This is a genomic window from Microbacterium suaedae (assembly GCF_003254645.1).
Taxonomy (GTDB): domain Bacteria; phylum Actinomycetota; class Actinomycetes; order Actinomycetales; family Microbacteriaceae; genus Microbacterium; species Microbacterium suaedae.
In genome coordinates, this window is sequence record NZ_PNFD01000001.1 from 998,223 (window position 1) to 1,025,211 (window position 26,989).

At 69.6% G+C, this 26,989-nt stretch carries 18 protein-coding genes; 3 read left to right on the top strand and 15 right to left on the bottom strand.

Annotated elements, in window-relative coordinates:
* Positions 1 to 121: 121 nt before the first annotated feature.
* Positions 122 to 781 (bottom strand): aquaporin, encoded by a 660-nt coding sequence (locus C0012_RS04510; RefSeq protein WP_110589759.1) that lies wholly within the window; start codon positions 779 to 781, stop codon positions 122 to 124.
* 106 nt (positions 782 to 887) lie between these two features.
* Positions 888 to 1,238, bottom strand: a complete 351-nt coding sequence (locus C0012_RS04515; protein ID WP_110589558.1) for an ArsR/SmtB family transcription factor — start codon at positions 1,236 to 1,238, stop codon at positions 888 to 890.
* Between the two features lie 81 nt (positions 1,239 to 1,319).
* Between C0012_RS04515 and C0012_RS04520 the strand changes: the two genes are divergently transcribed.
* A complete protein-coding gene (locus C0012_RS04520) occupies positions 1,320 to 2,612 on the top strand; it encodes an FAD-dependent oxidoreductase (RefSeq protein WP_110589557.1) in 1,293 nt (430 codons plus the stop codon).
* A 1-nt stretch (position 2,613) separates the two neighbouring features.
* Positions 2,614 to 3,822 (top strand): MFS transporter, encoded by a 1,209-nt coding sequence (locus C0012_RS04525; protein ID WP_110589556.1) that lies wholly within the window; start codon positions 2,614 to 2,616, stop codon positions 3,820 to 3,822.
* 126 nt (positions 3,823 to 3,948) lie between these two features.
* On the opposite strand, the gene C0012_RS04530 is transcribed toward C0012_RS04525, so the two are convergent.
* From C0012_RS04530 to C0012_RS04540, 3 genes are read right to left on the bottom strand one after another with little or no spacing between them, the layout of a single operon-like run.
* Positions 3,949 to 4,815, bottom strand: a complete 867-nt coding sequence (locus C0012_RS04530; protein ID WP_110589555.1) for a metalloregulator ArsR/SmtB family transcription factor — start codon at positions 4,813 to 4,815, stop codon at positions 3,949 to 3,951.
* Positions 4,816 to 4,842: 27 nt separating this feature from the next.
* Complete coding sequence (locus C0012_RS04535; protein ID WP_110589554.1) at positions 4,843 to 5,484, bottom strand: arsenate reductase/protein-tyrosine-phosphatase family protein; 642 nt, start codon at positions 5,482 to 5,484, stop codon at positions 4,843 to 4,845.
* Between the two features lie 13 nt (positions 5,485 to 5,497).
* Positions 5,498 to 5,905, bottom strand: a complete 408-nt coding sequence (locus C0012_RS04540; RefSeq protein WP_110589553.1) for an arsenate reductase ArsC — start codon at positions 5,903 to 5,905, stop codon at positions 5,498 to 5,500.
* Between the two features lie 153 nt (positions 5,906 to 6,058).
* Between C0012_RS04540 and C0012_RS04545 the strand changes: the two genes are divergently transcribed.
* On the top strand, positions 6,059 to 7,765 hold the full coding sequence (locus tag C0012_RS04545) for a thiamine pyrophosphate-dependent enzyme (protein WP_110589552.1): 1,707 nt from the start codon (positions 6,059 to 6,061) through the stop codon (positions 7,763 to 7,765).
* Between the two features lie 177 nt (positions 7,766 to 7,942).
* Here the strand turns inward: C0012_RS04545 and C0012_RS04550 are convergent, their stop codons facing one another.
* The 10 genes from C0012_RS04550 to C0012_RS04595 form a co-directional block, all read right to left on the bottom strand.
* Entirely contained in the window at positions 7,943 to 10,303 is a 2,361-nt protein-coding gene (locus C0012_RS04550) for a family 43 glycosylhydrolase (protein ID WP_232527771.1), read from the bottom strand.
* 165 nt (positions 10,304 to 10,468) lie between these two features.
* Positions 10,469 to 10,621 (bottom strand): hypothetical protein, encoded by a 153-nt coding sequence (locus tag C0012_RS15380; RefSeq protein ID WP_162621884.1) that lies wholly within the window; start codon positions 10,619 to 10,621, stop codon positions 10,469 to 10,471.
* Positions 10,622 to 11,094: 473 nt separating this feature from the next.
* Positions 11,095 to 12,132: a WxL protein peptidoglycan domain-containing protein gene (locus C0012_RS04560; RefSeq protein WP_110589551.1), complete on the bottom strand. Its 1,038-nt coding sequence runs from the start codon at positions 12,130 to 12,132 to the stop codon at positions 11,095 to 11,097.
* Between the two features lie 97 nt (positions 12,133 to 12,229).
* Complete coding sequence (locus C0012_RS04565; RefSeq protein ID WP_232527772.1) at positions 12,230 to 12,862, bottom strand: hypothetical protein; 633 nt, start codon at positions 12,860 to 12,862, stop codon at positions 12,230 to 12,232.
* A gap of 221 nt (positions 12,863 to 13,083) precedes the next feature.
* Positions 13,084 to 16,572, bottom strand: a complete 3,489-nt coding sequence (locus C0012_RS04570; RefSeq protein ID WP_110589550.1) for a family 43 glycosylhydrolase — start codon at positions 16,570 to 16,572, stop codon at positions 13,084 to 13,086.
* 125 nt (positions 16,573 to 16,697) lie between these two features.
* Complete coding sequence (locus C0012_RS04575) at positions 16,698 to 20,198, bottom strand: family 43 glycosylhydrolase (RefSeq protein WP_162621883.1); 3,501 nt, start codon at positions 20,196 to 20,198, stop codon at positions 16,698 to 16,700.
* Entirely contained in the window at positions 20,191 to 23,073 is a 2,883-nt protein-coding gene (locus C0012_RS04580) for a LamG-like jellyroll fold domain-containing protein (protein WP_162621882.1), read from the bottom strand. Before C0012_RS04580 ends, C0012_RS04575 begins: the two co-directional genes overlap by 8 nt.
* 92 nt (positions 23,074 to 23,165) lie before the next feature.
* Entirely contained in the window at positions 23,166 to 24,203 is a 1,038-nt protein-coding gene (locus C0012_RS04585; RefSeq protein ID WP_110589547.1) for an ABC transporter permease, read from the bottom strand.
* Positions 24,200 to 25,273: an ABC transporter permease gene (locus C0012_RS04590; RefSeq protein ID WP_110589546.1), complete on the bottom strand. Its 1,074-nt coding sequence runs from the start codon at positions 25,271 to 25,273 to the stop codon at positions 24,200 to 24,202. The genes C0012_RS04585 and C0012_RS04590 overlap by 4 nt, the downstream gene beginning before the upstream one ends.
* Positions 25,270 to 26,835, bottom strand: coding sequence for a sugar ABC transporter ATP-binding protein (locus C0012_RS04595; RefSeq protein WP_110589545.1), 1,566 nt, complete (start codon positions 26,833 to 26,835; stop codon positions 25,270 to 25,272). The genes C0012_RS04590 and C0012_RS04595 overlap by 4 nt, the downstream gene beginning before the upstream one ends.
* Positions 26,836 to 26,989: the final 154 nt, after the last annotated feature.

Consider the following 26,989-nt stretch of genomic DNA (forward strand, 5'->3'; position numbering starts at 1 on the left):
ACAACACAACGCAGTCAATTCGCTGGCTGTGCGCCCGAACCGCGGCGTGCCGCACGGGCCGGCGACACATTGACTGCGTTGTGTTGGGTGGCTGGCCGGAGCACTCATCCCGGCCAGCCACTCACCCCCGTCGCGGGGTCAGCCACACGGCGAGGGCGAGGCCGAGCGCTCCGCCGGCGAGCTGGGCGCCGATGAAGGGCAGAGCCGAGGTGGGGGCGATGCCCGCGAAGGTGTCGCTGAACATGCGGCCCACGGTGATCGCGGGGTTCGCGAAGCTCGTCGACGCCGTGAACCAGTAGGCGCCGCCGATGTACGCCCCCACGGCGGGGGCGGCGAGCGCGCCGCGGCCCGTGCGAACGAGCAGGAAGATGACGGCGACGAGTCCGGCCGTCGCGACGACCTCGCTCAACAGGTTCGACGGCGTCGCCCGCTCGGTCGTCGACCAGCTCACGGCCGCCTCGGCGAACATCAGATTCGCGAGCACGGCGCCCGCGATGCATCCGACGATCTGCACCGGAATGTACGTGAGCGCCTGGCGCCGCGTCTTGCCTCCCAGGATCGTGTCGGCGAGCGTCACCACGGGATTGAAATGGGCGCCCGAGATCGGCGCGAACATCGCGATGAGCACCGCGAGTCCGAATGCCGTCGCGATCGCGTTCTCGAGCAGCTGCAGCCCCACATCATCGGACAGTCGCTGCGCCATGATCCCGGATCCGATGACGACGGTCGCGAGCAACGCGGATCCCGTGAATTCGGCCGTCAGCTCGCGCGGCAGGGTCATGCGGTCGGGCAGGATCGCTGGGGCGTCGGGGGTGACGGGGGCGGGCGTCGCCTCGGTCATGCGGAGGTCTCCTGGGGTCGAGCGGAAACGAGCGAGCGCGCCGAGGTCACGGCGCGAGAACCTCGGCGATCGACTCGAGCGCTCCTGGAACGAGCGCGTAGTACGCCCACGTGCCGCGCTTCGTGCGCGACAGGAAGCCGGCGTCGGCGAGGATCTTCAGGTGGTGCGACACGGTCGGCTGGCTGAGGCCGACGGGATCGGTGAGATCGCACACGCACGCCTCGTGGCCCTCCGAGGCCGAGACGATCGACAGCAGGCGCAGGCGGGTCGGATCCGCGAGCGCCTTCATGCGGATCGCAAGGCTCGCGGCATCGTCGGCGCCGAGCGGCTCGCGCACGAGGGGCGCGCAGCAGGCGTCGCTGTCAGGCTGGTTCAGGACCGGCAGTTCCGTGGGCATGCATCGATGGTATTCGATATTGACAAGTATCGATAGAGCGAGCACGATGAAGCATCGACACCTTTCGATGGAGAGGATCCCATGACCCTGCTCGACCTCACCCCGCGCGTCCAGGCCTCGTCGCGCCTCGACACGCTGCCCGTCGCGATCATCGGCGCCGGCCCCGTCGGCCTCGCGACCGCGGCCCACCTCGCGCAGCGCGGCATCGCATTCACGATCTTCGAGAAGGGATCCGCGATCGGCGACGCCGTGCGCGCCTGGGGCCACACGCGCCTATTCACGCCGTGGGAGCACCTCGTCGACGACGCCGCGCGCACCCTGCTCGCCGACACCGGCTGGGAGGATCCGCCCGCGGCCGTCGCCCCGACGGGCGCCGCGCTCGTCGCCGACTATCTCGAGCCGCTCGCGGCGCACCCCGCGATCGCCCCGCACATCCGCCTGCGCACGGAGGTCGCCGCCGTCTCGCGCGAGGGCATGGATCGCACCCGCACGACCGGCCGCAGCCAGGTGCCGTTCGCCCTGCGACTCACGCACCCCGACGGATCCGCGGAGGACATCGCGGCCCGGGCCGTCGTCGACGCGTCGGGCACCTGGTCGCACCCGAGCCCGCTCGGCTCGAGCGGATTGCCCCCACTGGGACTCGAGGACGTCTCGGACCGCATCCTCCCACCGCTGCCCGACGTCCTCGGACGCGACCGCGCGAGGTTCGCGGGGCGGCACACGACGGTCGTCGGTGCCGGACACTCCGCGGCGAACACGCTCATCGCGCTCGCCACCCTCGCGAAGCTCGAGCCCGGCACGAGCGTCACCTGGCTGATCCGCACCTCGAACGCGAAGCGGGTCACGACCGCAGACGACGAGCTGGAAGGGCGCGGGGCACTCGGATCCCGTGTCGAGCGGCTCGTCGACTCGGGCCGCGTGGCGCTCGTCGACAGCTTCGAGATCTCGGCGCTCTCGGACGAAGAGGGCCAGGTGCGCCTGCACTCGACAGACGGACGCCACCACGACGCCGACCTCGTCGTCGCGAACACCGGTTTCCGGCCCGACCTCGACATGCTGCGGGAGCTGCGCCTCGAGCTCGACGACATCGTCGAGGCCCCGCGCCGGCTTGCGCCGATGATCGACCCGAATCTGCACTCGTGCGGCACCGTCGAGCCGCACGGATACCGCGAGCTTTCTCACCCCGAGGCGGGCTTCTTCATCGTCGGGATGAAGAGCTACGGCCGTGCGCCGACGTTCCTCCTGCGCACGGGATACGAGCAGGTGCGATCGGTCGTCGCGTGGATCGCCGGCGACACCGAGGCAGCGGGGCGCGTCGAGCTGGCGCTGCCCGCCACCGGGGTGTGCGACGTCGACGGCGGCGGGTGCTGCTGACGTGCGACGCGCCGTCGCGCTCGGCGCCCTCTGCGCGTCCCAGCTGATCAGCTGGGGGATCCTCTACTACTCGCTGCCGGTCGCCGCGGAGGCGATCACGCGCGAGGAGGGCTGGAGCGCGTCGGCGATCATGGGCACGCTGACCGCGTCGATGCTCGTGCAGGCGGCGGTCGCCGTCCCCGTCGGGCACGCGATGTCCCGCTGGGGTGCGCGACGCGTCATGACACTCGGCACGGCGATCGCCGTCGCGGCGCTGCTCGCGGCCTCAGGGTCGCCCACATTCGCGCTGTTCTTCGCGTCGTGGCTCGTCGCCGGTGCGGCGATGTCGATGACGCTCTACCAGGCCGCGTTCACGGCGGCGACCGCGTGGTTCTCCCCGAGGCCCGTCGGCGCCCTCACGACCGTGACGATCTTCGGGGCGCTCGCCAGCACGGTGTTCGCGCCCATCGTGAGCGCGCTCGCGGATCCGCTTGGCTGGCGCGCGACGTATGTCGTGCTGGCGGTCACGCTCGCCGTGACGGTTCTTCCTCTGCACGCATTCGCGCTCCTCCCGCACCGCGCCCGCGCCCAGAGCGGCGACACCCGCTCCGCGGACCGCGCCGAGGTGCGCGGCACGCTGCGCTCGCTGCCGTTCCTCGCACTGACCGCCGCCGTCTCGCTCGGGATGCTCGGCGTCGCGGCGGCGAACCTCAATCTCATTCCCTTCGCCCAGGAGCGCGGGCTCTCGCACGCCCTCGGAGCCGTCGCGATCGGCGTCTGCGGTGCCGGCCAGATTCTCGGGCGGATCGGATACCCCGTCATCGCCGCCCGGATCCCCGTTATGCCGCGCCTTCTCGCCTCGCTGCTGTTCTCGGGTCTCGCCGTGCTCGGGCTCGCGCTGCTGCCGAGCCCCGCCTGGCTCCTGCTGCTGCTCGCCGGGCTCATCGGCGCGGCGCGAGGCGTCACGACGCTCATCATGGCGAGCGGGATCAGCGAGCTGTGGGGTCCGCGCCACTACGCGGTGCTGGCCGGATATCTGTCGACGCCCGTCGCGGTCGCGGGCGCCGTCGCGCCGTGGATCGGATCCCTCACCGCAGAGTGGACGGGGAGCTACGGCACCTCGTTCACGATCCTGGGCGCCGCGACCCTCGCGAGCTCGGCCCTCCTCATCCCCCTCGTGCGCCGCCGTTCGCCGCGCCCCACGGCCGCTCCGACTCCCGTCCGCGCCTGACCCACGCCGCCCGGCCCGGCCGCCCCCGATACACAACGACGCCAATTTCTGGCCGAGACGTACAACACGCCGGTGCTCCGGCCACCGCAGGCCAGAATTGGCGTCGTTGTGCAGGAGCGGACCCGGTCAGGCCCGCAGATCGGCGAGGAGCGAGCGGACGCGGGCGTCGATGTCGTCGCGCACCTCCCGCACGCGCGACAGTGGCATGGCCGCCGGATCCTCGAGTTCCCAGTCTTCGTAGCGGATCCCCGGATAGATCGGGCATGCGTCGCCGCAGCCCATGGTGACGACGACGTCGGCCGCGCGCACCGATTCGTCCGTCAGCGGCTTGGGGAACTCGGCCCCCAGGGGCACGCCGATCTCGTCGAGCGCCTCGATGATGGCGGGGGCGATGCCGTTGGCGGGCTCGGATCCCGCCGTGCGCACCGCGACCGCGTCGCCCGCGAGGTGGCGGAGGATCGCCGCTGCCATCTGCGAGCGGCCCGCGTTCTTCACGCAGACGAAGAGGACCGACGGGGCCCGCGACTCGGCGCCGACGTCGCGCAGCGCGTCGAGACGCTGGGCCGCGAACGCCGCGACCCGCGAGGCGAGCAGCGGCGCATCCGCCGAACTCGCCCGCAACATCTCGGCGCTCTCGTCGACGACGTGCGCGACCGTGCCCGGCGTGTGGTCACCGCGGTATCGCTCGCTGAGGTCGCGCCAGACCCGCGCGAGATCGGGCTCTCGCGACAGGGAGCGCCCCACGGTGCTGTCGACGAGCGCGGCCGCGCCGTCGGCGACCGAGAACCAGGCGCGCCTCCCGTCCTGCGCCCGCTCGACGAGCCCGGCATCGAGCAGCGCCCGCAGGTGGTGGCTCACGGTGGGCTGGCGCAGACCGAGCGCGTCGGCCAGCGGTGTGACGCACTGGCGACCATCGTCTGCACCACGGATCAGACGCAGGATCCGCGCGCGGGTGGGATCCGCGAGCACGGCGAGGGCGCGATCCTGATCCATAGATCCCACTCTATGCAACGAGGGGCCTCAATCGCTCGGCGCGATCTCCCCCGCAAGCTTCTCGACCCGAGCGCGGATCTCGTCACGGACGCGGCGCACGCCGTCGACGTCGAGATCAGCCGGATCGTCGAGATCCCAGTCCTCGTAGCGCTTGCCGGGATAGAGCGGGCAGGCGTCGCCGCAACCCATCGTGACGACGACGTCGGCGGCACGCACCACGTCATCGGTGAGGGGTTTCGGATACTGATGCTCGAGGTCGGCCCCGATCTCCGTCAGCACCTCGCGCACGGCGGGCAGGATGAACTCGCCCGGCTGCGATCCCGCGGAACGGACGTTCACGCGCTCCCCCGCGACGAGCGTGGTGAGCGCGGCCGCCATCTGCGAGCGCCCCGAGTTCTGTACGCACACGAACAGGATCTCGGGATGCGGCTTGGCGATCATTCCCCGCGACTGCCCGAGCGCCGTCAGGCGGTCGCCGGCGAAGTGCTCGGCGAGCGCCGGCAGGTGTTCCGTGATCTTCGCGGTGCGCGCGAGCGTCGCGTACGACTCGAACACGACGCGCTCGACCGTCTCGGCGTTCACGACGCCGTCGAAGCGCGCCGCGAGCCGCTCAGATGCTCGAGTGAGGACGGGCGTGACGTCGGCGAGGCCGTGTTCGAAGCTCGACATGATCTGCTCTTCCCTACGCCTGAGGCGCGATCTCGTCGACGAGCTTCTCGATCCGGACGCGGATCTCGTCGCGAATCGGGCGCACGGTGTCGATGCCCTGCCCTGCGGGATCCTGGAGCTCCCAATCCTCGTAGCGCTTGCCGGGGAAGATGGGGCACGCGTCGCCGCACCCCATCGTGATGACGACATCGGACTCCCGGACCGCGTCCGTCGTCAGCACCTTCGGGGCGCGACCGGCGATGTCGACACCGACTTCCGCCATCGCCTCGACGGCGATGGGGTTGATCTGATCCTTCGGCGCGCTTCCGGCCGAGAGCACCTCGACGCGGTCTCCCGCAAGGTGCTGCAGCCAGCCGGCGGCCATCTGCGAGCGGCCCGCGTTGTGCACGCAAACGAAGAGAACGGTGGGCTTGTCGGTCATGGTGGCCTCCTTTTCTCCAAGCATAGATGGTGATCTATGAATACGGCAAGAACGTGAGATGAACGAGCTCCGACGCGCGTCGGGCATTCCGTAATCGAAAGAAATGCGGATCTTTGACCCAATTTGATCGACAAACGGTCGGGCCCGGGCGCCATGATCGGAGAAACGCCACTTCTCGACGACGGAGTCACCGTGACCGATCTGCTCGATGCCCCCCTCACCACCGAGGTCGCCCGCGCGACCGAGACGGCGGGCCACGCGATCGTCCGCACGCTCGAAGAGCACGGGATCCCGCGAGCGTACGTCGTACCGGGCGAGAGCTACCTCGAGGTGCTCGACGGGCTGCACGCCTCGTCGATCGAGACGATCGTCACCCGACAGGAGGGCGGCGCGGCCTATATGGCGGACGCGGAGGGCAAACTCACCGATCTGCCCGGCATCGTCATGGTCACGCGCGGCCCGGGCGCGGCGAACGCGCTCGTCGGCATCCACACGGCATGGCAGGACTCGACGCCGCTCGTGCTGTTCATCGGCCTCATCCCCAAGGACCACCGCCAGCGCGAGGCATTCCAGGAGTTCGACGTCCACGGATGGTTCGAGCGCGGCGCGAAGCGCGTGTTCGTGCTCGACTCGGCCGAGCGCGCGAGCGAGGTCACCGCCGAGGCCCTCTTCGCGGCACGCTCGGGGCGCCCCGGCCCCGTCGTCGTGGGTCTGCCCGAGGACATCATCCGCGAGGAAGTGTCGGTCGTCCCCCACCCGCCGATCCCCGTCGCCACGGGCGGCATCTCGCGCGCCGACCAGACCGCCCTCCGCGACGCCCTCGCGGTCGCGCGCAAGCCGCTCGTCGTCACGGGCGGCAGCGACTGGACGCCCGAGTCCTCGCGCCTCCTCACCGGGTGGCTGGAGCGCATGGGGATCGCCGCCGCCGCCGAGTGGCGCACGCAGGGCGTCGTCGGAAGCGACTCCCCCGCATACGTCGGACCGATCGGGTACGGACGCCCGAAGCCGACCTACGACCTGTTCGCGGAGACCGATCTCGTCGTCTTCATCGGCACGCTGCCGGGCGACGTGCTCACGAGCTACATCGCGCGGCAGGGCTGGGACAGTCGGAACTTCATCGTCTCGATGGACGCGCTCCTCCGCGGACGCTCGGGCGCGGTGTCGCATCAGATCGTCGCGAAGCCCGCCGCGTTCGTGCGCGATCTCGTCGCCCTCGACATCGAGCCCGATCCCGCGTGGAGCGCGTGGACGGCGAAGATGCGCCAGGAGCAGGAGCGATTCGCGGCGCTCCCGGCGCCCGGATCCGCCGGCCCCGCCCGCATGGACTCGCTCATGGCGCATCTCGTGCCGCAGCTCGATCGCGACGCGCTCGTCACGCTCGGCGCGGGCGAGCACACCAACTGGGCACACCGATACATGCCCGTCCGCGAACACCCCGCGATGGTGAGCGCGGGCAACGGATCCATGGGCTACTCGATCCCGTCGGCCGTCGCCGCGTGCCTCGACTTCCCCGGCCGCCAGGTCGTGACGATCGCCGGCGACGGCGAGTTCCTCATGAACGGTCAGGAGCTCGCGACCGCCCGTCAATACGGCGCGACGCCGCTCGTGATCGTCATGGACAACGCGGAGTACGGCACGATCCGCACCCACCAGGAGCGGCGCCACCCCGAGCGGGTCTCCGGAACGCAGCTCCTCAATCCCGATTTCGCCGCCATGGCCGAAGCTTTCGGCGGGCATGGCGTGCGGGTCGACGACGACTCTCAGATCCCGCAAGCCGTCGCAGACGCGCTCGCGGCCACCCGCGAGGGCAGATTCGCCCTCATCCACCTGATCGTGGAGCAGCGCGCTCAGGCGTACTGATCCATGCGTTTCCAATGAAGGAGATCATCATGAACGAGAACATCTACGACAGCGACGCCGACCTCTTCGCCGGGCGCCCCCTCTGGTTCGAGAAGCACCCGTCGCAGGCCGAGGGCGACGACATCTGAGCCGCGCGGGCCGCCGGGCGAGCAGCCCGACGGCCCGCGGCACGTCGCCTCAGCGGCACGTGGCCGCATCGTACGCGGCGGTCACGACCTCGCCCGACGAGCTCACGGTCGCCTCGCCCGCGGCGATCTGCCCCTCGCGGGTGTTGAACGACACGGACGACGCGTCGCCCGGTGCGACATCCCGCAGGGTTCGCGCACCGTAGGGCGTCTCGACGAGGAGATCCGCCGCCTGACTTCCCGCGTTCGCGGCCGTCACGACGACGTGCGCACGGGATCCGACGCAGCGAGACTCGGCCGACGCGGCCACCGCCGACTCCGACTCACCGGCGCCCGCGAGACCCAGCACCGAGATCTTGAGATACGAGCCCGGCGTATCGAACGTCAGGCGCACAGCCGAGGCGTCGACCGCATCGAACGGAATCGAGGTGAGCTGGCCGTTCGTGCTCGGCACGACGCCCTGTGCCGTCGTCTCCCGCCAGGTGCCGGATGCGTCGCGGTAGTCGACGCTCACGTCCTCGATCGTGCCCTCGATGTTCGTGAAGGCCACGAGGTCGACGGTGTGCGTCTCGGCCGGTTCGATCGTGAACGTCACCCGGTCCTGCTTCGCGTCGCCGTCCCAGGTCGACCACGCGGTCGATCCGTCGCCGTCGCACGCGAACTCCGCGGGCATCGTCTCCCATTCGGTCTGGTGGAACGATGCCGAGACGGTCGTGCCGTCGGCGCGGCACAGATCGCCGCCCGCGAGCTGCACGTCGATCTCGCGCAGGAAGATGCGCCCCTCGCTGAAGGTCTCGTCGGCCGCGAGGGTTCCCGTGAGCGTCTGCGGCCCGATCGCGTCGAAGCGCGTCGTGTCCCAGCTGACCGCGACCTCCGTCACCTCGCCGTTCACGTCCACGGGGACGGTCGCGGGCAGCCGGTCGCCAAAGTCCTCGCCCGTCGCGACCTGCTCGGGGAGCCGGTCGTCGACGACGCTCCAGATCCCCTCGCCCAGGCCCTTGTCGTCCCAGTAGCTCGCGTCCCAGCTCTCACCCCAGCGCGCCGGATCCTCCGTCGCCGGATTGCGCAGCTGCGCGGCGCCGTTCTCCCCGAAGGTGAGCGGCAGCCACACATAGGTCGAATCGGCCGCGCCGGAGTTCCAGCGATCGCCCATGTAGACGAAGCGGCCGTCGCCGAGATCGAACACGTTCGTGGACTGCGAGCCGAACGTCGTACGCCGCGTGTCTCCGATCGCGGTGAAGCCATCGCCGCCCTCGGGGATGGTGTCGTATCGCACGTTCTCGTACGCGTCGTCGGCCTCGACCCCGCGGATCCACTCACCGAGCAGGTCGTTCGAGGTGTAGTAGGTCTGCGGGTTCGGCGCCCAGCCCGTGGCGCCCGACGCGAGCGCGTAGTACGTGCCGGCGTGCTCGAAGAGGGCGGGAGCCTCGAGGTGACCACACTCCTTCACGATCTGGAAGTCGTCGCCGCGCACGGGGGCGGCGGCGGTCCCGTCGGCGAAGAGATACGGGTATCGCCCGTCGGCCGAGTACTGCCCGGCGTCGGCCATGTCGACGTCCGTCGTGTGCGTCACATTCGTGTACGTGTCGTCGAGCTCGGCGATGTAGAGCGTGTAGTTCTCTTCCGACGAGTAGACGATGTAGGCCGATCCGTCGTCGTCCTGATGCACCGTCATGTCGCGCGCCTGCCCGGGCACGGCCGACGATGTGCATGCCTGATAGTCATCGCGATTCGGCATGCGATAGACGCCCGTCATCGTGAAGGGCCCCGTCGGGCTGTCCGCGACCGCGACGCCCGCCATCGACCGGGCGTACATGCTGCCGCCTGGGGTCGTCTGCCCATCGGAGTGCCACCACATGACCCACTGGTCGGTCTGCTCGTTGAACAGCACCTTGGGCCGCTCGAAGATCGTCGTGTACTCGGCGGCCTCGTTGGTGTTCAGGTGATAGTTCAGCTCGTCGATCTTCGCGGTGCGCGGCTGCCCAGCGTCGTCGACGGTGTCGTAGAGGGCGTCGAAGTAGTCGCTCTCGAGGTCCGACGCGTTCTGTACCGATCGCAGCGCGACGCCCTCGTCGGTCCAGTTCATCGCGTCGGTCGAACGGTACACGTGCACCCCGGGGCTGCCGTAGTAGTCGTTCGAGCGGTCTTCGCCGTACCAGTAGTAGACCGTCTGCCCGTTCTCCTCCGCCTCGACGATCTGCCCGCCGTGGGCCTGGATGTGCGAGCCGGTGTCGTCGAACCAGTACGGCTGGAAGTAGTCGGGATCGGAGCTTCCCGGATCCACGATCGCGGGAAACCCGTCGTAGGTGACGGGTTCCCCCGTCGGGACCTCTGCGGCCGCTGGCGCGAGAGCCGAGGCTGTCAGCGCGGCCGCGAGGATCCCTCCGGTCGCCAGCTTCGTCTTCCTGTTCACACGTCACTCCTTCGTGATGGCCGGATCGACGATGATCCGGCGGATAATGTTTGCGCAACCACGAGCAGACCAGCTCCGGACGAGCGATCGCAACGAAACGATCGCACTCGATCACCCCCGGTCCCTTCGCCGCTTGTCACCGGCGCGCGGACGCAGGCGTTCACCTCATCGTGTGAGGCGAATCCACCACTTCACGGCCGTGAACACGGTCGCCGCCGCCAGGGCGCCGCCGAGCAGCGGGTCGCCCATTCCCGAGGGGAAGCTCGCGTCTTCGGGCGCCTGCGGCACCGCGGCATCGGCCGTCGTGCCCGTGACCATCGCGGCGCCGTCCTCGGATCCCGCGGCTGCCTGCGATCCGTCGAACGCCTTCGAGGGAGGTCCCCCGTGCTTCTTGCCGTTGCCGTTCCCGGGTCCGTTTCCGTTCCCGTTCCCGGGTCCGTTCCCGTTCCCGGGTCCGTTTCCGGGGCCGTTCCCGTTTCCGGGACCATGCCCGTTCCCGTTCCCGTTTCCGGGCCCGTTTCCATTCCCGGGGCCGTTCCCATTCCCGGGACCATGCCCGTTCCCGTTTCCGGGACCATGCCCGTTTCCATTCCCGGGACCATGCCCGTTCCCGTTCCCCGGGCCGTTCCCGTTCCCGTTCCCCGGGCCGTTCCCGTTCCCGTTCCCAGGACCGTTCCCGTTCCCCGGACCGTTCCCGTTCCCATTCCCCGGCCCGTCTTCGAGAGGGGCGATGGTCACCGAGACCTCGACGCCGCCGGGATCCTGCGGATCGCCCTGCTCGCTGTGTGCGCTCACGCGCCACCTCCCTCGGCCACTTCACGGCGGCCCTCATCCCGTGCCGCCGCGAGAAGGGCGGCGAGCCGTCGCTTCGCGCGGATCCGCCCCCATGCGATCGAGCCGACGATCAAGACGAGCCCGGCAAGAACGATGAGCTGCGGGATCGGAATGGCCCACGTGCCTGCGTCGACGCGCACGGCGTCGACGGGCGTGCCCTCGCCGTCACCCACGACGGCCGGCGTGATCTCGACCTCCGCGGGGACGAAGAAGAGCGGCCACACGTTCTCGACGCGCACTGTGATGGCGCGACGATCGCCCGGGAGCAGCTCCTGGTCGATCTGATCGGCGCCCGGGAACGAGACGGTCGCGCCGCCCGCGTCGACGGATCCCGTGACCATGAGCCGCGTATTGCCCGCGTTCTCGACGTCGAAGCTCACCTCGGCGTCACCCGGTGACAGCGGATTCCACGACATCTCGTAGTTCATCGTCACCGATTCGATGACGGCAGCGGGATCCATCTCGCCCGTCACACGCGTCATCACCCGGAATCCGATGCGGCTCTCGACGCCCACCGCCGCGCCCGACTCGTCGACGCCCTGCGACAGGACCGACGCGGCGATGCCTGCGGCGTGATCGCCCGGCGTCGCGTTGTCGGGAACCGTCGTCGTGAACTCGACGATCTCGGAGTCGCCGGCGGCGACCGTCACCTCGTCCTGCACGTCGATCCACGTGCCCGCGTCGACGGACTGCTCGCCCGTCTCGAGCATCGCGAAGCGTCCGTTGTCGCGGAAGTACCCGTCTGCGGCCGAGATCGTGAACGTGACGTCCTGATCTCCGAAGTTCTGCACCTCCATGCGCTCGGTCGCGCTCTCCCCGGGCTCCAGCGTCTGCTCGACCCACGAGCGTCCGTCCGCTGCCTCGTCGTTCGCGGGGCGCACCGACCACGTGATCGTGTCGTTCCCCGACGAATCCTCTGTGTCCGCCGCGGCAAGCGACGGGGCGGAGGCGAACAGGATCCCGAAGAGGAGGATCCACGCGAATCGGCGCATCATGCTGTCCAGACTATGGTTCGCGAACGGCGCGGATCGCGCCCGGCGGCGCGGGTGGCCCCGCGCCGCCGGCGCTCATCCGCGCCACTCGCGAGAGAGGTCACTCGAAGAGCGAGAGGGTCAGCGTCGAGGAGTACGCGCCCGGGGCCGTCTCCGCCGGAACCTTCAGCGTGAGGTCGGCCGAAGCCTCCCACGAGCCGATCGCCGACTCCGACGTGAGCGCCATCGCCAGCAGCTCCTGGCCCGCGAGCCCGACGTTGTCGTTCGGCGTGCCGTCACCTTCGTCCATCACGGTGTCCACGTCGCCGCCCGTCGCGACGTTGCCGGATCCGTCGTCGTTCTGCAGCACGGGGCTCCACCCCAGGTGGTCCGAGGTGATCTCGGGCTGTCCCGCGTCGCCGACGAAGCTCGAGGCCGAGCCCAGCACGTACCAGAACGCGCCTTCCGGGATCTCCTCGGCCGTGCGGGTGTCGGTCACGGTCACGGTCGGCAGCGCACCATCGAACTGGCGCACGGCCGCATCGCCGGACTCGGCCTCCGCCAGCGAGGTCGACGTGCCCGCCACGCTCATCGCAAGAGTTCCCTCGCCCGTGTCCTCGATCGACACCGACACGTCGACGCTGTTGTCGTCGCCGACCTGCTCCTCCGCGAATGCCGCCCCGGCGACTCCCGCGAGCAGCGCACCGCCCGCCACTCCGGCCGAAACGCGCTTCCACATCGCTGTGCTCTTCACTTCGCATCTCCCTCACTCGGTGGTCTCCCACCGGGTTCCTGTCGACAGGACGACCGTCGTCCTGCCGCGTCGAGTATTGAAGCGCGGCGCCGTCTCACATGAAACGGCATCGCACCAGATCGAACCCGTTCGGTCGGATTCGATCATCATCGGCCATCGCCCGCCTCACGCCGGACGACGGCTGGGCGGCGCGGCCGATCGGCCGCGCCACCCCCGGTCACCTATCCGCAGGGCACCCCCTCGTACTCGACAGCGGTGGTCTGCGTCACGCCATCCGCGTCCGTCGCGACCACCTCGACGGTGCCCGCCGGGATGTCGCCCTGGCGCGTCTGGAACGCCGCCGAACGCGTGTCACCGGATCCGAGCGACGGGAACGTCTTCTCGCCGAACGCCGTCGACACGGCGACCGATGCCTCCGAGTCCCCCGCGTTCGTCACCGACACGGTGAGGAACACGCGCCCCGCGATGCACCGCGATCCGACGTCCGTCGTGATCTCGGGCCCGATCTCGGGAACCGGCTGCGGATCCACACCCGTGAGCGTCGGCGTCACGGGCTGGAACAGCCCGTCCTCGCCGATCTCGAGGCGATCGATCGTCGTCTCACGATGGGTTCCGTCGCCGCCGTCCAGGGCGTGGCGGTGATAGACGATGTACCAGTCGTCCGTGCCCGGCACATTGAGAATCGAGCTGTGCCCCGTGCCGAGGATCCCCTGCGCGGGATCCTTCTCGAGGATCACCCCGCGGTACGTCCACGGGCCGTCGAGGCTGGTCGAGGTCGCGTAGCCGACGCGGTAGTTCTCCGACCCGGTGTCGTCGATCGAGTAGGTCAGGTGGTAGAGACCGTCGCGATAGTTCAGGAACAGCCCCTCACGGAAACCGGTGAGCCCCTCCATCCGCTGGAAGCTCCCGGTCTTCACCGACAGCATGTCGTCACTCAGCTCGGCGAGCACGGGGCCGTTCGACGGTCCGCCGTTCCCCCAGGCGAGGAAGTACTTCCCGCTCACCGGGTCGTGGAATGCGGCGGGGTCGATCGCCTGACCAGAGGTGACCTCTTCGTCGTTCAGGATCATCGCCTCGGGCTCTGCGACGAACGGCCCCTCGGGACTGTCTGCCACGGCGACACCGATCGTCTTGCGGTTCACGCTCGGGTTATGGCCCGAGAAGTAGAAGTAGTACTTCCCGTCACGCTCGATGATCGTCGGCGCCCACGCGTTGCCCGTGGCCCACGGCACATCGCCGTTCTCGCCGTCGAGCGTGAGGAAGGGCTCGTCCGAGCGGGTCCAGTCGACGAGGTTCTTCGACGACCAGACGAAGAAGTCCTGACCGCCCCACCCGTCGTATCCGTCGCTCGTCGCGTAGATGTAATAGGTGTCGCCGAACACCGCGATGTTCGGGTCGGCGTAGTAGCCGTCGAGCACGGGCGTCGTCACCTCCTGAGCGGTGAACGTCCACTCTGCCTGCTGCTCGCCCGAGGTGACGGTGTACGAGACGGGTTCCGTCATGTCGACGACCTCGCCCGATCCGGGCGACGCGGTCGCCCCCGAAGCGATCGTGAACGTCGGCGAGAGGGCCGAGACGTCGGTCCCCTTGACGACGGGGAACAGCACCGTGCGCGCGTCCACGTCGACGATCGGATCCACGGCGAGCTTCGCGGGATCCGCGAGGGACACATCGGTGACGGCGCCCGTCTGACCGGCGGCGTCGAGCACCTCGGCGGGCGCGAGCGCGCGGTCGTAGAGCGCGAACTCGCGGAAACCGCCGGAGAAGAGCCCGTCCGCGGCGTAGAGGGAGCGTCCGAGATAGTTCTCACTCGTGCGCCCGCCCCCGATGTCGCCGGGATCGATCGTCACCCCGTCCTGCGTCGCGACGAGCGCGCCATCGAGGTACAGCCGGGCTGTCTCGCCCTCGAGGGTGTAGACGAGGTGCACCCACTCGTCGCGCGGGAGGGCGGATCCGGCTCGCACCGTCTGCTCCGTCGACCAGTTGCCCGTCGCGATGCTCGTGCGATAGGCGCTGTCGCCGGTCGTGAAGAGGTAACCGTTGCCGACGCCGTCCGCATCGGTGTTCCCCAGCCCCCAGATGAAGTAGTTGCCGCTCTGGCTCGAGTCCACGCGCACGTCCGCCTCGATCGAGACGTCCTCGACACCGGCTAGGACGTCGTCGGGCAGGTCGACGTAGTCGTCGGCGCCGTCGAAGGCGAGAGCGCCCTCCTCCCAGGTGGCCCCGACGATCGAGGCGTCCCGCCCATTGCCCGAGACGTCGGCGAGCGTCTCGCCCCCACCGGCGGTGAAGTCGTAGCGCAGCACCTCGCCGTCCTCATTCGACGTCACGGGGTCGGGCGCGTCCGAGAGTGCCTCGAGTTCGGCGGCCGTCACGGGAATGACGGTGCCGTGCCGCGGGCTCGCGGGCAGGTCGTAGCTGTCGGCGACCGCCCAGTCTCCGGTCGCGATGTCGTCGGTCACGAGCGGGATGTAGCCGCGCCCGCCGTACTCGTCGACGAAGAGGTAGTGGATCCCGCCGCCGTTCACGTCGCTGGGGTTCGACTCGAAGATCGTCGGCCCCTCGACGGCGCTCGTGCCGGCGTCGCGGCCGATGCACGAGCCCACCATCGTCCACTCGTCGAGCGGCGCGCGGAGCTCGGCGGAGGTCTCCTGAATGATGTCGGAGCAGCCCGTCGTCCCCGCACCCTCGTCCTTCGTGAAGCGGTGGAAGACGCCGTCCTCCTCGATCACGGTCGAATCAATGCGCGAGATGCCGTCCTGCCAGATCTGCGGTTCGCTGAAGGTGACGAAGTCGCGCGTCGTCGCGTACATCATGCGGTTGTACGTGCTGCCCGTGTGGTCGGGGTCGTCCTCGGCGTAGAGCTTCGACGCCCAGAACACGATGTACGCGCCGAGCGTCTCGTCGTAGTAGGCCTCGGGCGCCCAGGTGTTGCCCGCGTTGTCGGGCGCGACCTTCACATGGCGCTGCTCCGACCAGTTCACGAGATCGTGCGACTCCCAGATCTCGATGTGCTGGCTGCCGTGCCGCTGCGCGCGGCCCCAGTCGCCGTCGCGCCCGATCGAGAGATCGGTCGCGATGAGGTAGAACGTGTCGCCCTCGGGCGAGCGGATGAGGAACGGGTCGCGGAGCCCCATCTCGCCGTACTCGGAGCTCAGGACGGGCTCACCGCCGTTGACCTCGTGCCAGGAGAGCGCGTCGTTGCCGTTGCTCGCGGCGAAGTGGATGTTCTCGCCCGCGATCGTGTTCGCGGTGAAGTACGAGAAGGCGTAGCCCTCGAGCTCGTCGAGCTCGTGCTCGGCGCGCACGGTGACGGAGATCTCGCGCGTCGCGCCACCCGAGGCCGCCGTGAGCACGACCTCCTGGTCGCTCGCGCCGCGCGTCACGACGCCGGGCGCGACCTCGCCGTCGGCCGCCGTCGAGATGACGCCTGCGGGAGACGCGGACCAGGAGATCGCGCCGCCGTTCACGCTGCCGACCGCTGGAAGGGTGATGTTGCCGCGGATGTCGTCGGCGTTCGGGATCTCGATGGCGTCGAGATCCGCCTGCGCGGCGGGATCCGCTTCGGTGACGGCGGCCGCGTGGATGCTCGTGGGCGCGGCCGCGGCGGCATGCGCGGGCGCGAGGCCGGCCGCGAGGATGCCGAACGTCGCCGCTCCGGCGATGATCGCACGCTGCGCGAGGCGAGTCGTGGGGAATGCAGCGACCATGTCTCTCCTTCGAGGGGTCGTGGTGACAGTCATTGTTACCGGTATCAAAGCCTAGGGATTCGGGACCCGATCGCGCAAGCGCGGAAGCGCCGCGCGGCCCCGCAGAGCGGGACCGCGCGGTTGCCTCAGCCGCAGGCGGCGGCAGCGAAGGGCGCCTCGATGGAGGCACCGCCCGCCGACCCCGTCGCGACGCCGTCCTCGACAGACGGCTGCCGCGAGCTGAACGCCGACGACGAAGCCTCGCCCGGCGCGAGATCCGCGAGAGTGCGGGATCCGTACGGCGTCGCGATGTCGACGTCGACCGGCTCGTCGCCGTCGTTCGTCGCCCGCGCGACGACGTATGCCGTCCCGGCGATACACCGCGTCGATGCCTCGAGCGAGACCGGCGCGTCGGAGGCGGTGACCGTGACCGTGAGGTTCACGGTCTCCTCGGCGAGCTCCTCGTCCGCCTCCATGTCGAGCACGGGCATGCCCTCGGCGTCGAAGTGGACGCGGCGCACGAACATGTCGCGCCCCGTGAGCCCGAGGTGATCGGTGCGGGCGTGGAAGACGTAGATCAGATTGCCGTCCTCGTCCTCCGACCACATCCCGTGACCGGTGCCGAGCTGCCACTCGCCGTCGTACATGCCCGACTTCTGCAGCGGGTAGTTGAGCTTCTGCCACGTCGCCGGATCCGTCAGATCGGCGCCGCTCGCCGGCGCCGTGGCCAGACCCGTCGTGTAGGTGTTGCCCACGCTGGATCCCGAGTAGAGCATGAGGAGCTCCCCGTCGCGCGTGTGGACGTTCGGTCCCTCCGCGCAGACGTTGTCCCAGGCGTATTCCGGTTCGATGATCATGACCGGCTCGCTCGTGACGCGGGTCGGATCGCTCGGGTCGACCGTGGCGATCCACGTCGCGCACACCTGCTGCCAGGCGTAATACGCCTGACCGTCGGCGTCCGAGAAGAACGTCATGTCGAGGGAGATACCGGAGACGGCATTGAGATCAGTTCCGTCGGCGCGGGTCACGTGCTCGGGCGTCGACCAGTTCTCAGGAACCATCGGATCCAAGTCGTCGCCGTTCGCGTCCTGCTGCAGCTGCATGATCGACGCGCGGCCGGTCATGTAGTCAGGCGAGGAGTTGTAGCACGGCATGAACAGGATCGACAGCTTGCCGTCGATCCGGTGCAGCTCTGGGGCCCAGAAGCACCCTGTCATCACGCCGCCGTGCGCGTCGACATCACCACGGTCGAGCAGGTGCACCTCGGTCGGGTTCGCCGCATCAGCGAGGCCTGCGAGCGTGTCGGCCGAACGGATCGGCAGGAATGCCGCGCCGCCCTGATTCACCACGTCCAGGTTCGGATCGTTCGTCGCCACCATGAGATACCGCGTCTCGCCGCCCGAGACGTACTTGTACGCCGACGGATCCGCCCGCTCGTCGGCGAACGGCGTCGGGTACTCGGCGCGCTTGATGGTCGCCGTCGCCTCATAGGTGCCGGGCGTCGACGTGTCCACGCCCGAGAGGTCCCACTCGTGGAGGGGAAGCTCCCGCGTCGAACCATCGGAGTAGTCGAGTGCCACCGACGACGGCAGCGACGTGGTGTCGATGCCTGTTCCCTCCGACACGCTCACCTCGTCCAGCGCCTCGTGCCCCGTGTTCCAGACGCGGCCGAATCGCTGCAGCAGCCCGTCAGCGGTGCTCTGTGGCACGGTCAGCTCGACGCCGGAAGCGATGTCGGAGATCCCGGTGCCGCTCACCGTCGTCGTGCCGGTGGCCCGGCCGCTCGCCGACTGGCCCTCCTCGCCCTGCTGGACGGCGGCGACGAGATCGTCGAACGACTGGTGCCGCTCGGCGCCCGAATCGGTCGTCCACGAGACGCGGAACTGCTCGTCGGCCGAGTCGTACACGGCGGCCGGACGGTTCACTCCGCCGGCCTCGTCGAGCGAGAGCAGGCCGATCTCGTCGTAGCTGCGCAGATCGTCGGACGTCGCGAGCAGCACGGAATCGGACTGCGTGCCGTCGGATCCGCCGCCGCGCGCGATGCGCGTCGCGACGATGCCGTAGCCGCCGCCCGGCATCGTGAAGACCGCCGGATCCTTGAGGCTGCGGATGAGGGCCGAGCTCGGCCCCATCGCCGGAAGCGGTTCGGAAGTCTTCGGGAAGAAGATCCCGTAGTTCTCGTTCAGCGGCGACCAGCCCTCGGTCTCCTCGAGCGCGAGGTGCATGCTGTACGCGACGTCGGCGTTGTTCGCCTCCTGTTCGCTCGTCGGCGTGCGGTGGTAGGCCGCCAGCCGCGCGGCTTCGCCCTCCGGCAGCACCGTGACGTCGAAGGTCTTCGCGAGCGGAACATCTGGCGCGCTCTCGCGTGCGATCTCGACGGTCACCGTCGCCTCTGCCGCCTCTTCACCGTTCAGCGAGAGGGCGTCGCCGTCGATGCTCACGCCCGTCGCCTCAACGGGCGTCACCGTGACGCCGTCGGGGGCTTCCGGCAGCCCTGCACCGTCGGCGAGCACCGTCGGCACGACATACTGCTCGGCTGCCTGCGCGACGCGTTCCTCCGCCGTCGCGCTCGACGGAGACACCTGCACGTCGAAGCTCGCGGTCTGGGAGATGCCGCGGATCGATGCGCTCGCCGTGAGCGTGACGTTCACAGGATCCGCACCGAGCTCGGGCTGCGTGACGCGCCCGTCGACCGCGATGATCGACTCGTCGCTGCTCGCCCAGGTCACCTGACCGCCCGACGTCGGCAGCGCCAGATAGTCGTCCTCAACACTCTCCGGCAACGGCGCGAGACCGTCGAGCACGGCCTGCGCCGAGGCGAGGATCTCGTCGTGATTGCGTTCGGCGTCGTCGGCGCTGATCGCCGCGACCTCCTCCGCACCGAGGGCCCGGTCGTAGACGCGGAACGCCGAGACGGCGCCCTCGAACAGCGGGTCCGGCCACGGTGAGCGGCCGATCGCGTTGAGTGACTGGTCGACGACATCGCCGGGGGTGAACCCGACCGATCCCTCGGCGGCGAGCGCGCCGTCGATGTAGAGCTCGGCGGATCCGTCGGCGTCGACGACCGACGCGACGTTGACCCAGCGATCGGCCGTGACGCCGCACGAGTCCGACGCCACGAGATTCTCGGTGCCGCCCGACTTCAGTCCGATGAGCGGAGTCCGGTCGTTCGCGCAGTTGAGCGAGGCGAAGAAGTACTCGGTGTCGGACGAGTCGTTGCCGATGTTCCAAAGGAAGTGGAAGCCGTCGAGCATGGCAGGCGACGCCTGCACCTCGGCCACGACCGTCGCCTGCTCGGCGCCGGCGAGGATGTCGCCCGGCAGCTCGACCCAGTTGCCGCCGGACTCCTTCGCCCCTCCGCGCAGCGTGAGGGCGCTTCCGGTCCAGTCGGCGTCGTCCGCGTTCGTCACCGTCGCGGCGCCGAGCGCGGATCCGGCGGCGGTGTTGGGCACCTCGGCGCCCGCGGCCTGGCCGAACAGGTACTCGGCGACGAGCCCGTCCGTCGGGGCATCGGCCTGGGCGACCGCCGCGGGGCCGAGGACCATCGCGCCGACCACGGCGACGGCGGTCGCGGCACGGCGAGGCGTGAGCGTTCTCATGGTTCCCTTCGCGTTCGTGTGGGCGTCGTCATCTCGGAGCTCAGCCACAGGACACCGCCTCGTAGGCGGCGGACTCGGCGACGTCGCCGGAGATGACCTCGATATCGCCGGCGGGGATCTCCGCCGAACGTGCCGAGAATGCGGCCGTTGCGCTCTTCCCCGGCGCGAGATCGCGCACGGTGCGCGTGCCGAAACTCGTCCGGATCTCCGCATCGATCGGATCCGCCGACGCGTTCGTCGCCTTCGCGACGACGTAGGCCGAGCCGGCGATGCAGCGCGTGGACGCCGCCGCCGCGATCGGCGCGGCCTCCACGACCGTCACGGTCGCCTCGACGGGCTGACGCGAGGCGTCCTGCGCGACCCCCGACACCGTGAACGTGCCCGGCTCGGCGTACGCCGACTCCGGAACCTCGTCCCAGACGACCGTCGCCGATTCCGCCGCACCGCTCTCCTTGTTCAGACGCGCCGTCTCCGGCAGCTCCGGAGCGGATCCCGCCGCCGTTTCGACGGCGATCGCGTCGACCGAGGCGACCGCCAGTTCAGGAGCGTAGGCCTCGAGCACGCGCTGGTACTGCTCGCGCGTGACGGGGACGATGGTGCCGTGACGAGGCATACCGCCATCGGCGTTCTGCGGGAACTGCGACTGCGGCATCTCGTTGCCGATGATCTGCCACGCGGACGCGTCCGTGATGTCGTGGGTCGCCATCGGCACGTAGTGGTTCGGACCGCCGTGGTAGTCGGGCTGATCGGCGAACAGGTAGTAGTCGTAGCCGTTCACGTCACCGGGGTTCGCGGGGAACAGCGAGGGGCCCTCGCTCTGCGTAAAGGTCCCGCCGTAGCCGTTGTCCTGGCCGACACCGATGCGCTCGCCCATCTCGACCCACTCGTCGGCGGCGCCAGTCGTTCCCGGGTAGCTGCCCGTGATCGTCGCGAGAAGATCCGAGGAGCGCTCCTGGCGGAGCGTCATGCTGTTCTCGTCCTTGTAGACGCGGTAGTAGTCGCCGTCGTGCTGGGCGACGGTGACGTCGATCGACCCGGCGCCCGCCTGTCCGCGGCGGTCCACGTCGATCCAAACCTGCGGCTCGGAGAAGGTCACGAAGTCCTTCGTCGTGGCGTACATCATTCGGTTGTAGTTCGGCGACGTACGGTCGGCAGTGTCCGTCGTGTCGTAGAGGTTCGACGCCCAGTAGAGAACGAACGTGTCCCGTTCCTCGTCCCAGTACGCCTCCGGCGCCCAGGTGTTGCCCGCGTACTCCGTGCTGACCTGGATGTGTCGCTGATCCGACCAGTTCACGAGGTCGTTCGACTCCCACACCTCGACAGAGAGCGAGCCGTGCGTCTGCGCGCCAGCGAAGCCGCCCTCGCGGCCGTCGATCTTCAGATCGGTGGCGATCATGTAGAACCGATCGCCGTCCGGCGAGCGCAGAATGAACGGATCGCGCAGCCCCTCCTCGCCGAGCGTGGAGGTGAACAGCGGCTCGCCGTCATTCAGGGTGTTCCAGTCGAGCGCGTCGTTGCCCTTCGAGGCCGCGAGGCTGATCTTCTCGCCGCCGACGCCCTCTCCCGTGAAGAAGGCCCAGACGTATGCTTCGTCCTCTCCGACGTCTGCGGGCATCGGCTGCACCCGTGCGGTGAACGCGCGCGTCCGCGAGGCCTCTCCCGCGGTGACGGTCGCGACGAGCTCCACCGCGACGGCGTCTCCCGAGGCCGGGCGGTTCACATCCACCGAGACGCTCGTGTCGTTCACGCCGGCCGCGATCGTCGCGTGCTCGCCCCCGGAGGCGATCTGCCACGAGATGTCGGAGCCGTGCGCGCCGACGCTCGGCAGCGAGATGTCGCTGCGGATGTCGTCGAGGTTCGGGGTCGCGATACTGTCGGCGTCGCGCTGCGCGCGGAGCTCGTCCGTCACCTCGGTCACCGTCACCACGACCTCCCCGGTCACCGCCTGGTCGCCGTCGGCCGTCGCGACGATCGTGGTCGTCCCGGGTCCGGCGGCGGTCACCGTGCCGCCGGAGACCGTGGCGACCTGCTCATCGGCGCTCGACCACGTGACCGTGCTCTCCGCGCCCTCCGGCGAGACGGTTGCGGTGAGCTCCGTCTGCTGGCCTTCCTCGAGCTCCACGGCGCCGTCCGCGACGTCGCCGCCCGTGATCGAGACCGATTCGGGCGCGGGAAGCCCCAGCTGCGCCGAGGTGAGCGCCTCGTCGTAGATCGTGACGTTGTCGAGCAGACCCGAGAAGTACTCTCCGCCGCCCCAGTTCGCCTTGCCGATCTGCAGGATCCCCGCGTCGCCGAGCATCTCGGCGAGCGTCGGACCGGACGCGGCCGTGTCGACGAGCTGCTGGTCGACGTAGAGCTTCGCTTCCGGACCGTCGAGCACGAGGTCGACGTGCTTCCACTCCCCCGCAGCGCCGGGGCCAGAGAGGTTGCCGGAGGTGTCACGCGCGCCGGCGTTGTCGTAGCGTTCGACATCGATACCGCCGGAGGTGTCGAGCACCCCCAGGTAACGCTCCTGCTGGTAGACGGGCGCATCCGCGGAGGCCGCGGCAAACACGGTCCAGCCGACGTTCCCCGATTCGGCGGGGAGCGAGTCGTACGAGATGGTCGCCTGCTCGAGGCCGGCGAGCAGCGAGCCGCCATCGCCGCCCGTGACATCGAGCCAGAAGTCGCTGCTGATCTCGGCGGCCGTGCCGTTCCCGTCGCGGGAAGGCACGAGCGAGGCCGTACCGTTCACGGTGGCGGTGGCGCCCCCGGACGTGAAGGCGCCGCCCGTGGGCGCCTGGTCGAAGTCGAACTGCGCAATCGGCTCCGGCAGCTCGGCGGCGGAGGCGGCGGCCCCGAAGGGCACGGCCGCCGCAACAAGCAGGGCGCCCGCCGCTCCGGCGGCGACGCTTCTGCGCGCTCGATGGGAGTGTTTCGACATGATCATCCTCGATTCGGTGTCGGTGCAGCAGGCCATCCGGCTGCGTCTTGCAGACGGCCGGCGCGGGGTTCACCCGCGCCGGCCGTCTGTTGCTACTCCCGTCTGCGGGCCGTCACGGCCCGCTGCAGGAGCACGAACACGAGCAGGATCCCGCCCGTGATAATGGTCGTCGCCTCGGGCGGTACCGAGCCGTCGCGGGTGATGAGCACGATCATCAGACCGAGCACGAGCGCGCCGACGACGGATCCGAGCACGAAGCCCGCGCCGCCCGTGAGCAACGTGCCGCCGATGACGGCCGCGGCGATCGCGTCAAGCTCCCAGCCGATGCCCGTGATGTTCTGCGCGCTGCCGAGGCGGGACGTGTAGACGACCGCCGCGACTCCGGAGAGGCTTCCGCTGATGATGTACACCCAGAGCTTCGTCGCCGCGACCGGCAGACCCATGAGCGCGGCCGACTGCTCGGATCCGCCGATCGCATACACGGTGCGTCCCATCCGCGTGCGGTGCAGGACGAAGAACGCGCCGATCACGACGAGGGCGGCGATGATCACGCCGGGCGTGATGACGATGTCGTTCACCTTCGGCCCGTCGTAGAGCTTGAACTTCTCGCCGAGCAGCAACATCGCCGAATCGTCCGGGACGCGCTCGGGCACGGTGCTCAGCATCGAGGCGAGGCCGCGTCCGAGGAACATCATCGCCAATGTCGCGATGAACGGCTGCACGTTGAAGTACTGCACGAGAACACCCGCGATCGCGCCGGAGGCCGAGCCGATGAGGATCATCAGCACGACGACGACCCACGGATTCCACCCGGCGTTCAGCAGCATGACGCCCGCGACGCTGCTGACGGCGATGACGGATCCGACCGAGAGGTCGATGCCACCCGTGAGGATCACGAAGGTCAGCGCGACGGCCAGGATGATGAGGTGCGCGTTGTTGATGAAGAGGTTCGACATCGTGTTGAACTGCAGGATGCGGCCGTAGGCCAGCTCCCCGAACACGATCATGCCGACGAAGATGACGATCGAGGCGACCGTCGGAAGCGCGTCAAGGTGAAGAGACAGGCGTTTCGCGAGCGACGGCCGCTCGGCCGTCTCGGGCGGGGCAGGGGGCGCGGCGAGCGAGCTCATGCGGCGACCTCCTCCTTCTTCTTCTCGGCGCGGGGTCTCGCGACCCGACGCGTGCGGAAAGCGCTGCGCACCCGCTCGGACTGCAGCAGAACGAGCGCGATGATGATGACGGCCTTGAAGGCGGGCGTCGCGGACGACGAGATGCCGAGGAAGACGACCGTCTTGTCGAGCGTCGCGATGAGGATCGCGCCGATCGTCGCGCCGGTGATATTGAACTTCCCGCCGGCGAGCGACGTGCCGCCGATGACGACGGCGAGGATCGCGTCGAGCTCGAGCTGGTAACCGGTGCGCGAGACGTCGACCGTCATCACGGTCGCCGTCGCGAAGATGCCCGCGATGCCCGCAAGGACGCCGCTCAAGATGTAGACGGCGAAGAGGAGTGCGCGGCGGTTGACGCCGGCGAGGCGGGCCGCCTGCGCGTCCATGCCGATCGCCTCGAGCATGAGGCCGAGCGCGCTGCGACGCACGAGCAGGCCGACGAGGATCACGATCGCCAGCGCAATGAGGAAGATCGCGGGGAATCCGAAAACGCGCCCATTGGCGATCCACGAGAAGGCCTCGTTCTGCGCCGAGGTGTTCTGCCCGCTCGTGATGACCTTCGCGAGGCCGCGCCCCGCGAGCATGAGCACCAGCGTGCTGATGAACGGCTGCAGCCCGACGACCGACACGAGGATGGCGTTGACGGCGCCGAGCGCGCCGCTCACCACGACGACGAGGACGACGGCGACGAGCGCGGCCCCGATCGAGTCGGGAGATCCGACCGACGAGAGGTACTCCATCGCGACCGCGCCCGCGACGACCATGACGGATCCGACTGACAGGTCGATCCCCTTCGTCGCGACCACCAGGCACATGCCGACCGCGATCATCATGATCGGGGCGGCCGCGCGCAGGATGTCAATGACGTTGCCGACGAGGTCGCCGGAGTCGCTGACGGTGATCGCGAGATAGCTCGGATCCCCGATGAGGTTGATGATGAGCAGCAGCGCGATCGCGGCGATTCCCCAGATGTACTGGTTCTTCACCACGCTCACGAGGGCGCCGAGCGGACCGGGTGCGGTGTCGTTCATGACGCGACCTCCTCGCGCGCGTCGTTCCGCGCGTCTTCGATGCCGGAGGTGTCCTCGGCGATGATCTTGATGATGGAGTCGGCCGACACGTCGGGCCCGCCGTCGATCTCCGCAATCTTCCTGTGGTCCTTCATCACGATGATGCGGTCGCTCAGGCGCACGACCTCCTCGAGCTCGGACGAGATGAACACGACCGAGACGCCCTCGTCGGCGAGACGCGCGACGTAGTCCTGGATCTCGGCCTTCGCGCCGACATCGATGCCGCGCGTCGGCTCGTCGAGGATCAGGATGTCGGGTTTGGTCGCGAGCCAGCGGCCGAGCAGGGCCTTCTGCTGATTGCCGCCCGACAGATTGCGGATGGGTCGCTCGGGATCGGCCGGACGCACGCCGAGCGCGGTGATGTACTTCTGGACCATCTCGTCCTGCTCGCGTCGCGGGAGGGGGCGCGCCCAGCCGCGCTTGGCCTGGACGGCGAGGATGATGTTCTCGCGCACGCTCAGGTCGCGGATGATGCCCTCGTCGCGCCGGTTCTCGCTCGAGAACGCGATGCCCTGCGCGAGCGCGGCGGCGGGCTTCGAGATCTCGGCCTTCTGCCCGCGGAGCCGCACGGATCCGGCATCGGGCTTGTCGGCGCCGTAGACGAGGCGCGCGAGCTCGGTGCGACCGGATCCGAGCAGGCCGGCGAAGCCGACGACCTCCCCGCGATGCAGGTCGAGATCCACGGCATCGAGGGACCCCTTCCGCGCGATGCCCTCGGCGGAGTAGAGGGCCTCCTCCTCGGCGCGCACGCGGCGGTCGCCCCGGGCGCCGACGCCCGCGAGCGCGGCGGAGTCGCGGCCGATCATCTCGGAGATGAGGTCGGCGCGGGCGATGTCCTGGGTGAGGTGCTCGGCGATGAAACGTCCGTTGCGGAGGACCGTGAGCCGGTCGCTGATCGCGTAGACCTGGTCGAGGAAGTGCGACACGAACAGGATCGCCACGCCCTCATCGCGCAGCCGCCGGATGACGCCGAACAGCTGCTCGACCTCGGCCGCGTCGAGGCTCGAGGTGGGTTCGTCGAGGATGAGCACCTTGCAGTCGGCGACGACGGAGCGGCTGATCGCGACGAGCTGCTGCAGGGCGAGCGGCAGCGTCGACAGGCCCTGCCGCGGGTTCAAGTGGCCGAGCCCGAGCTTCTCGAGCGCTTCGCGCGCGGCACGGTGCGTCGCGCGCCAGTCGATGCCGAACGGGCCCCGGATCTCCTGCCCGAGCATCACGTTCTCGCCGATCGTGAGGTTGGTGCAGAGATTGACCTCCTGGTACACCGTCGAGATGCCCGCGGCCTGCGCGTCGGCGGTTCCGGACAGACGGCGTGTCTCGCCGTCGATGCGGATCTCGCCCTCGTCGATCCGGTAGACGCCGGTCAGCGCCTTGATCGTCGTCGATTTTCCGGCGCCGTTCTCGCCCATGAGGGTGTGCACCTCGCCGGGAAAGAGCCGGAAGTCCACGCCGTCGAGCGCCTTGACACCCGGGAAGGTGATCGAGATGCCGGTCATCTCGACGATCGGCCTGGAATGGGTCATCCCATCCTCCACATCTGGTCACCGCGGCGCGCCGCCGCGGAGGGTTCGAGGGGTGGGGGGGCCGCGGGCCCCCCCCCCCCAGGGGCCGGGGGGGCGGAGAGAGAGTGGGGGGGGGGGACCCGTCACAACTCCCACCCCCGGGGGCCCCCGGGGG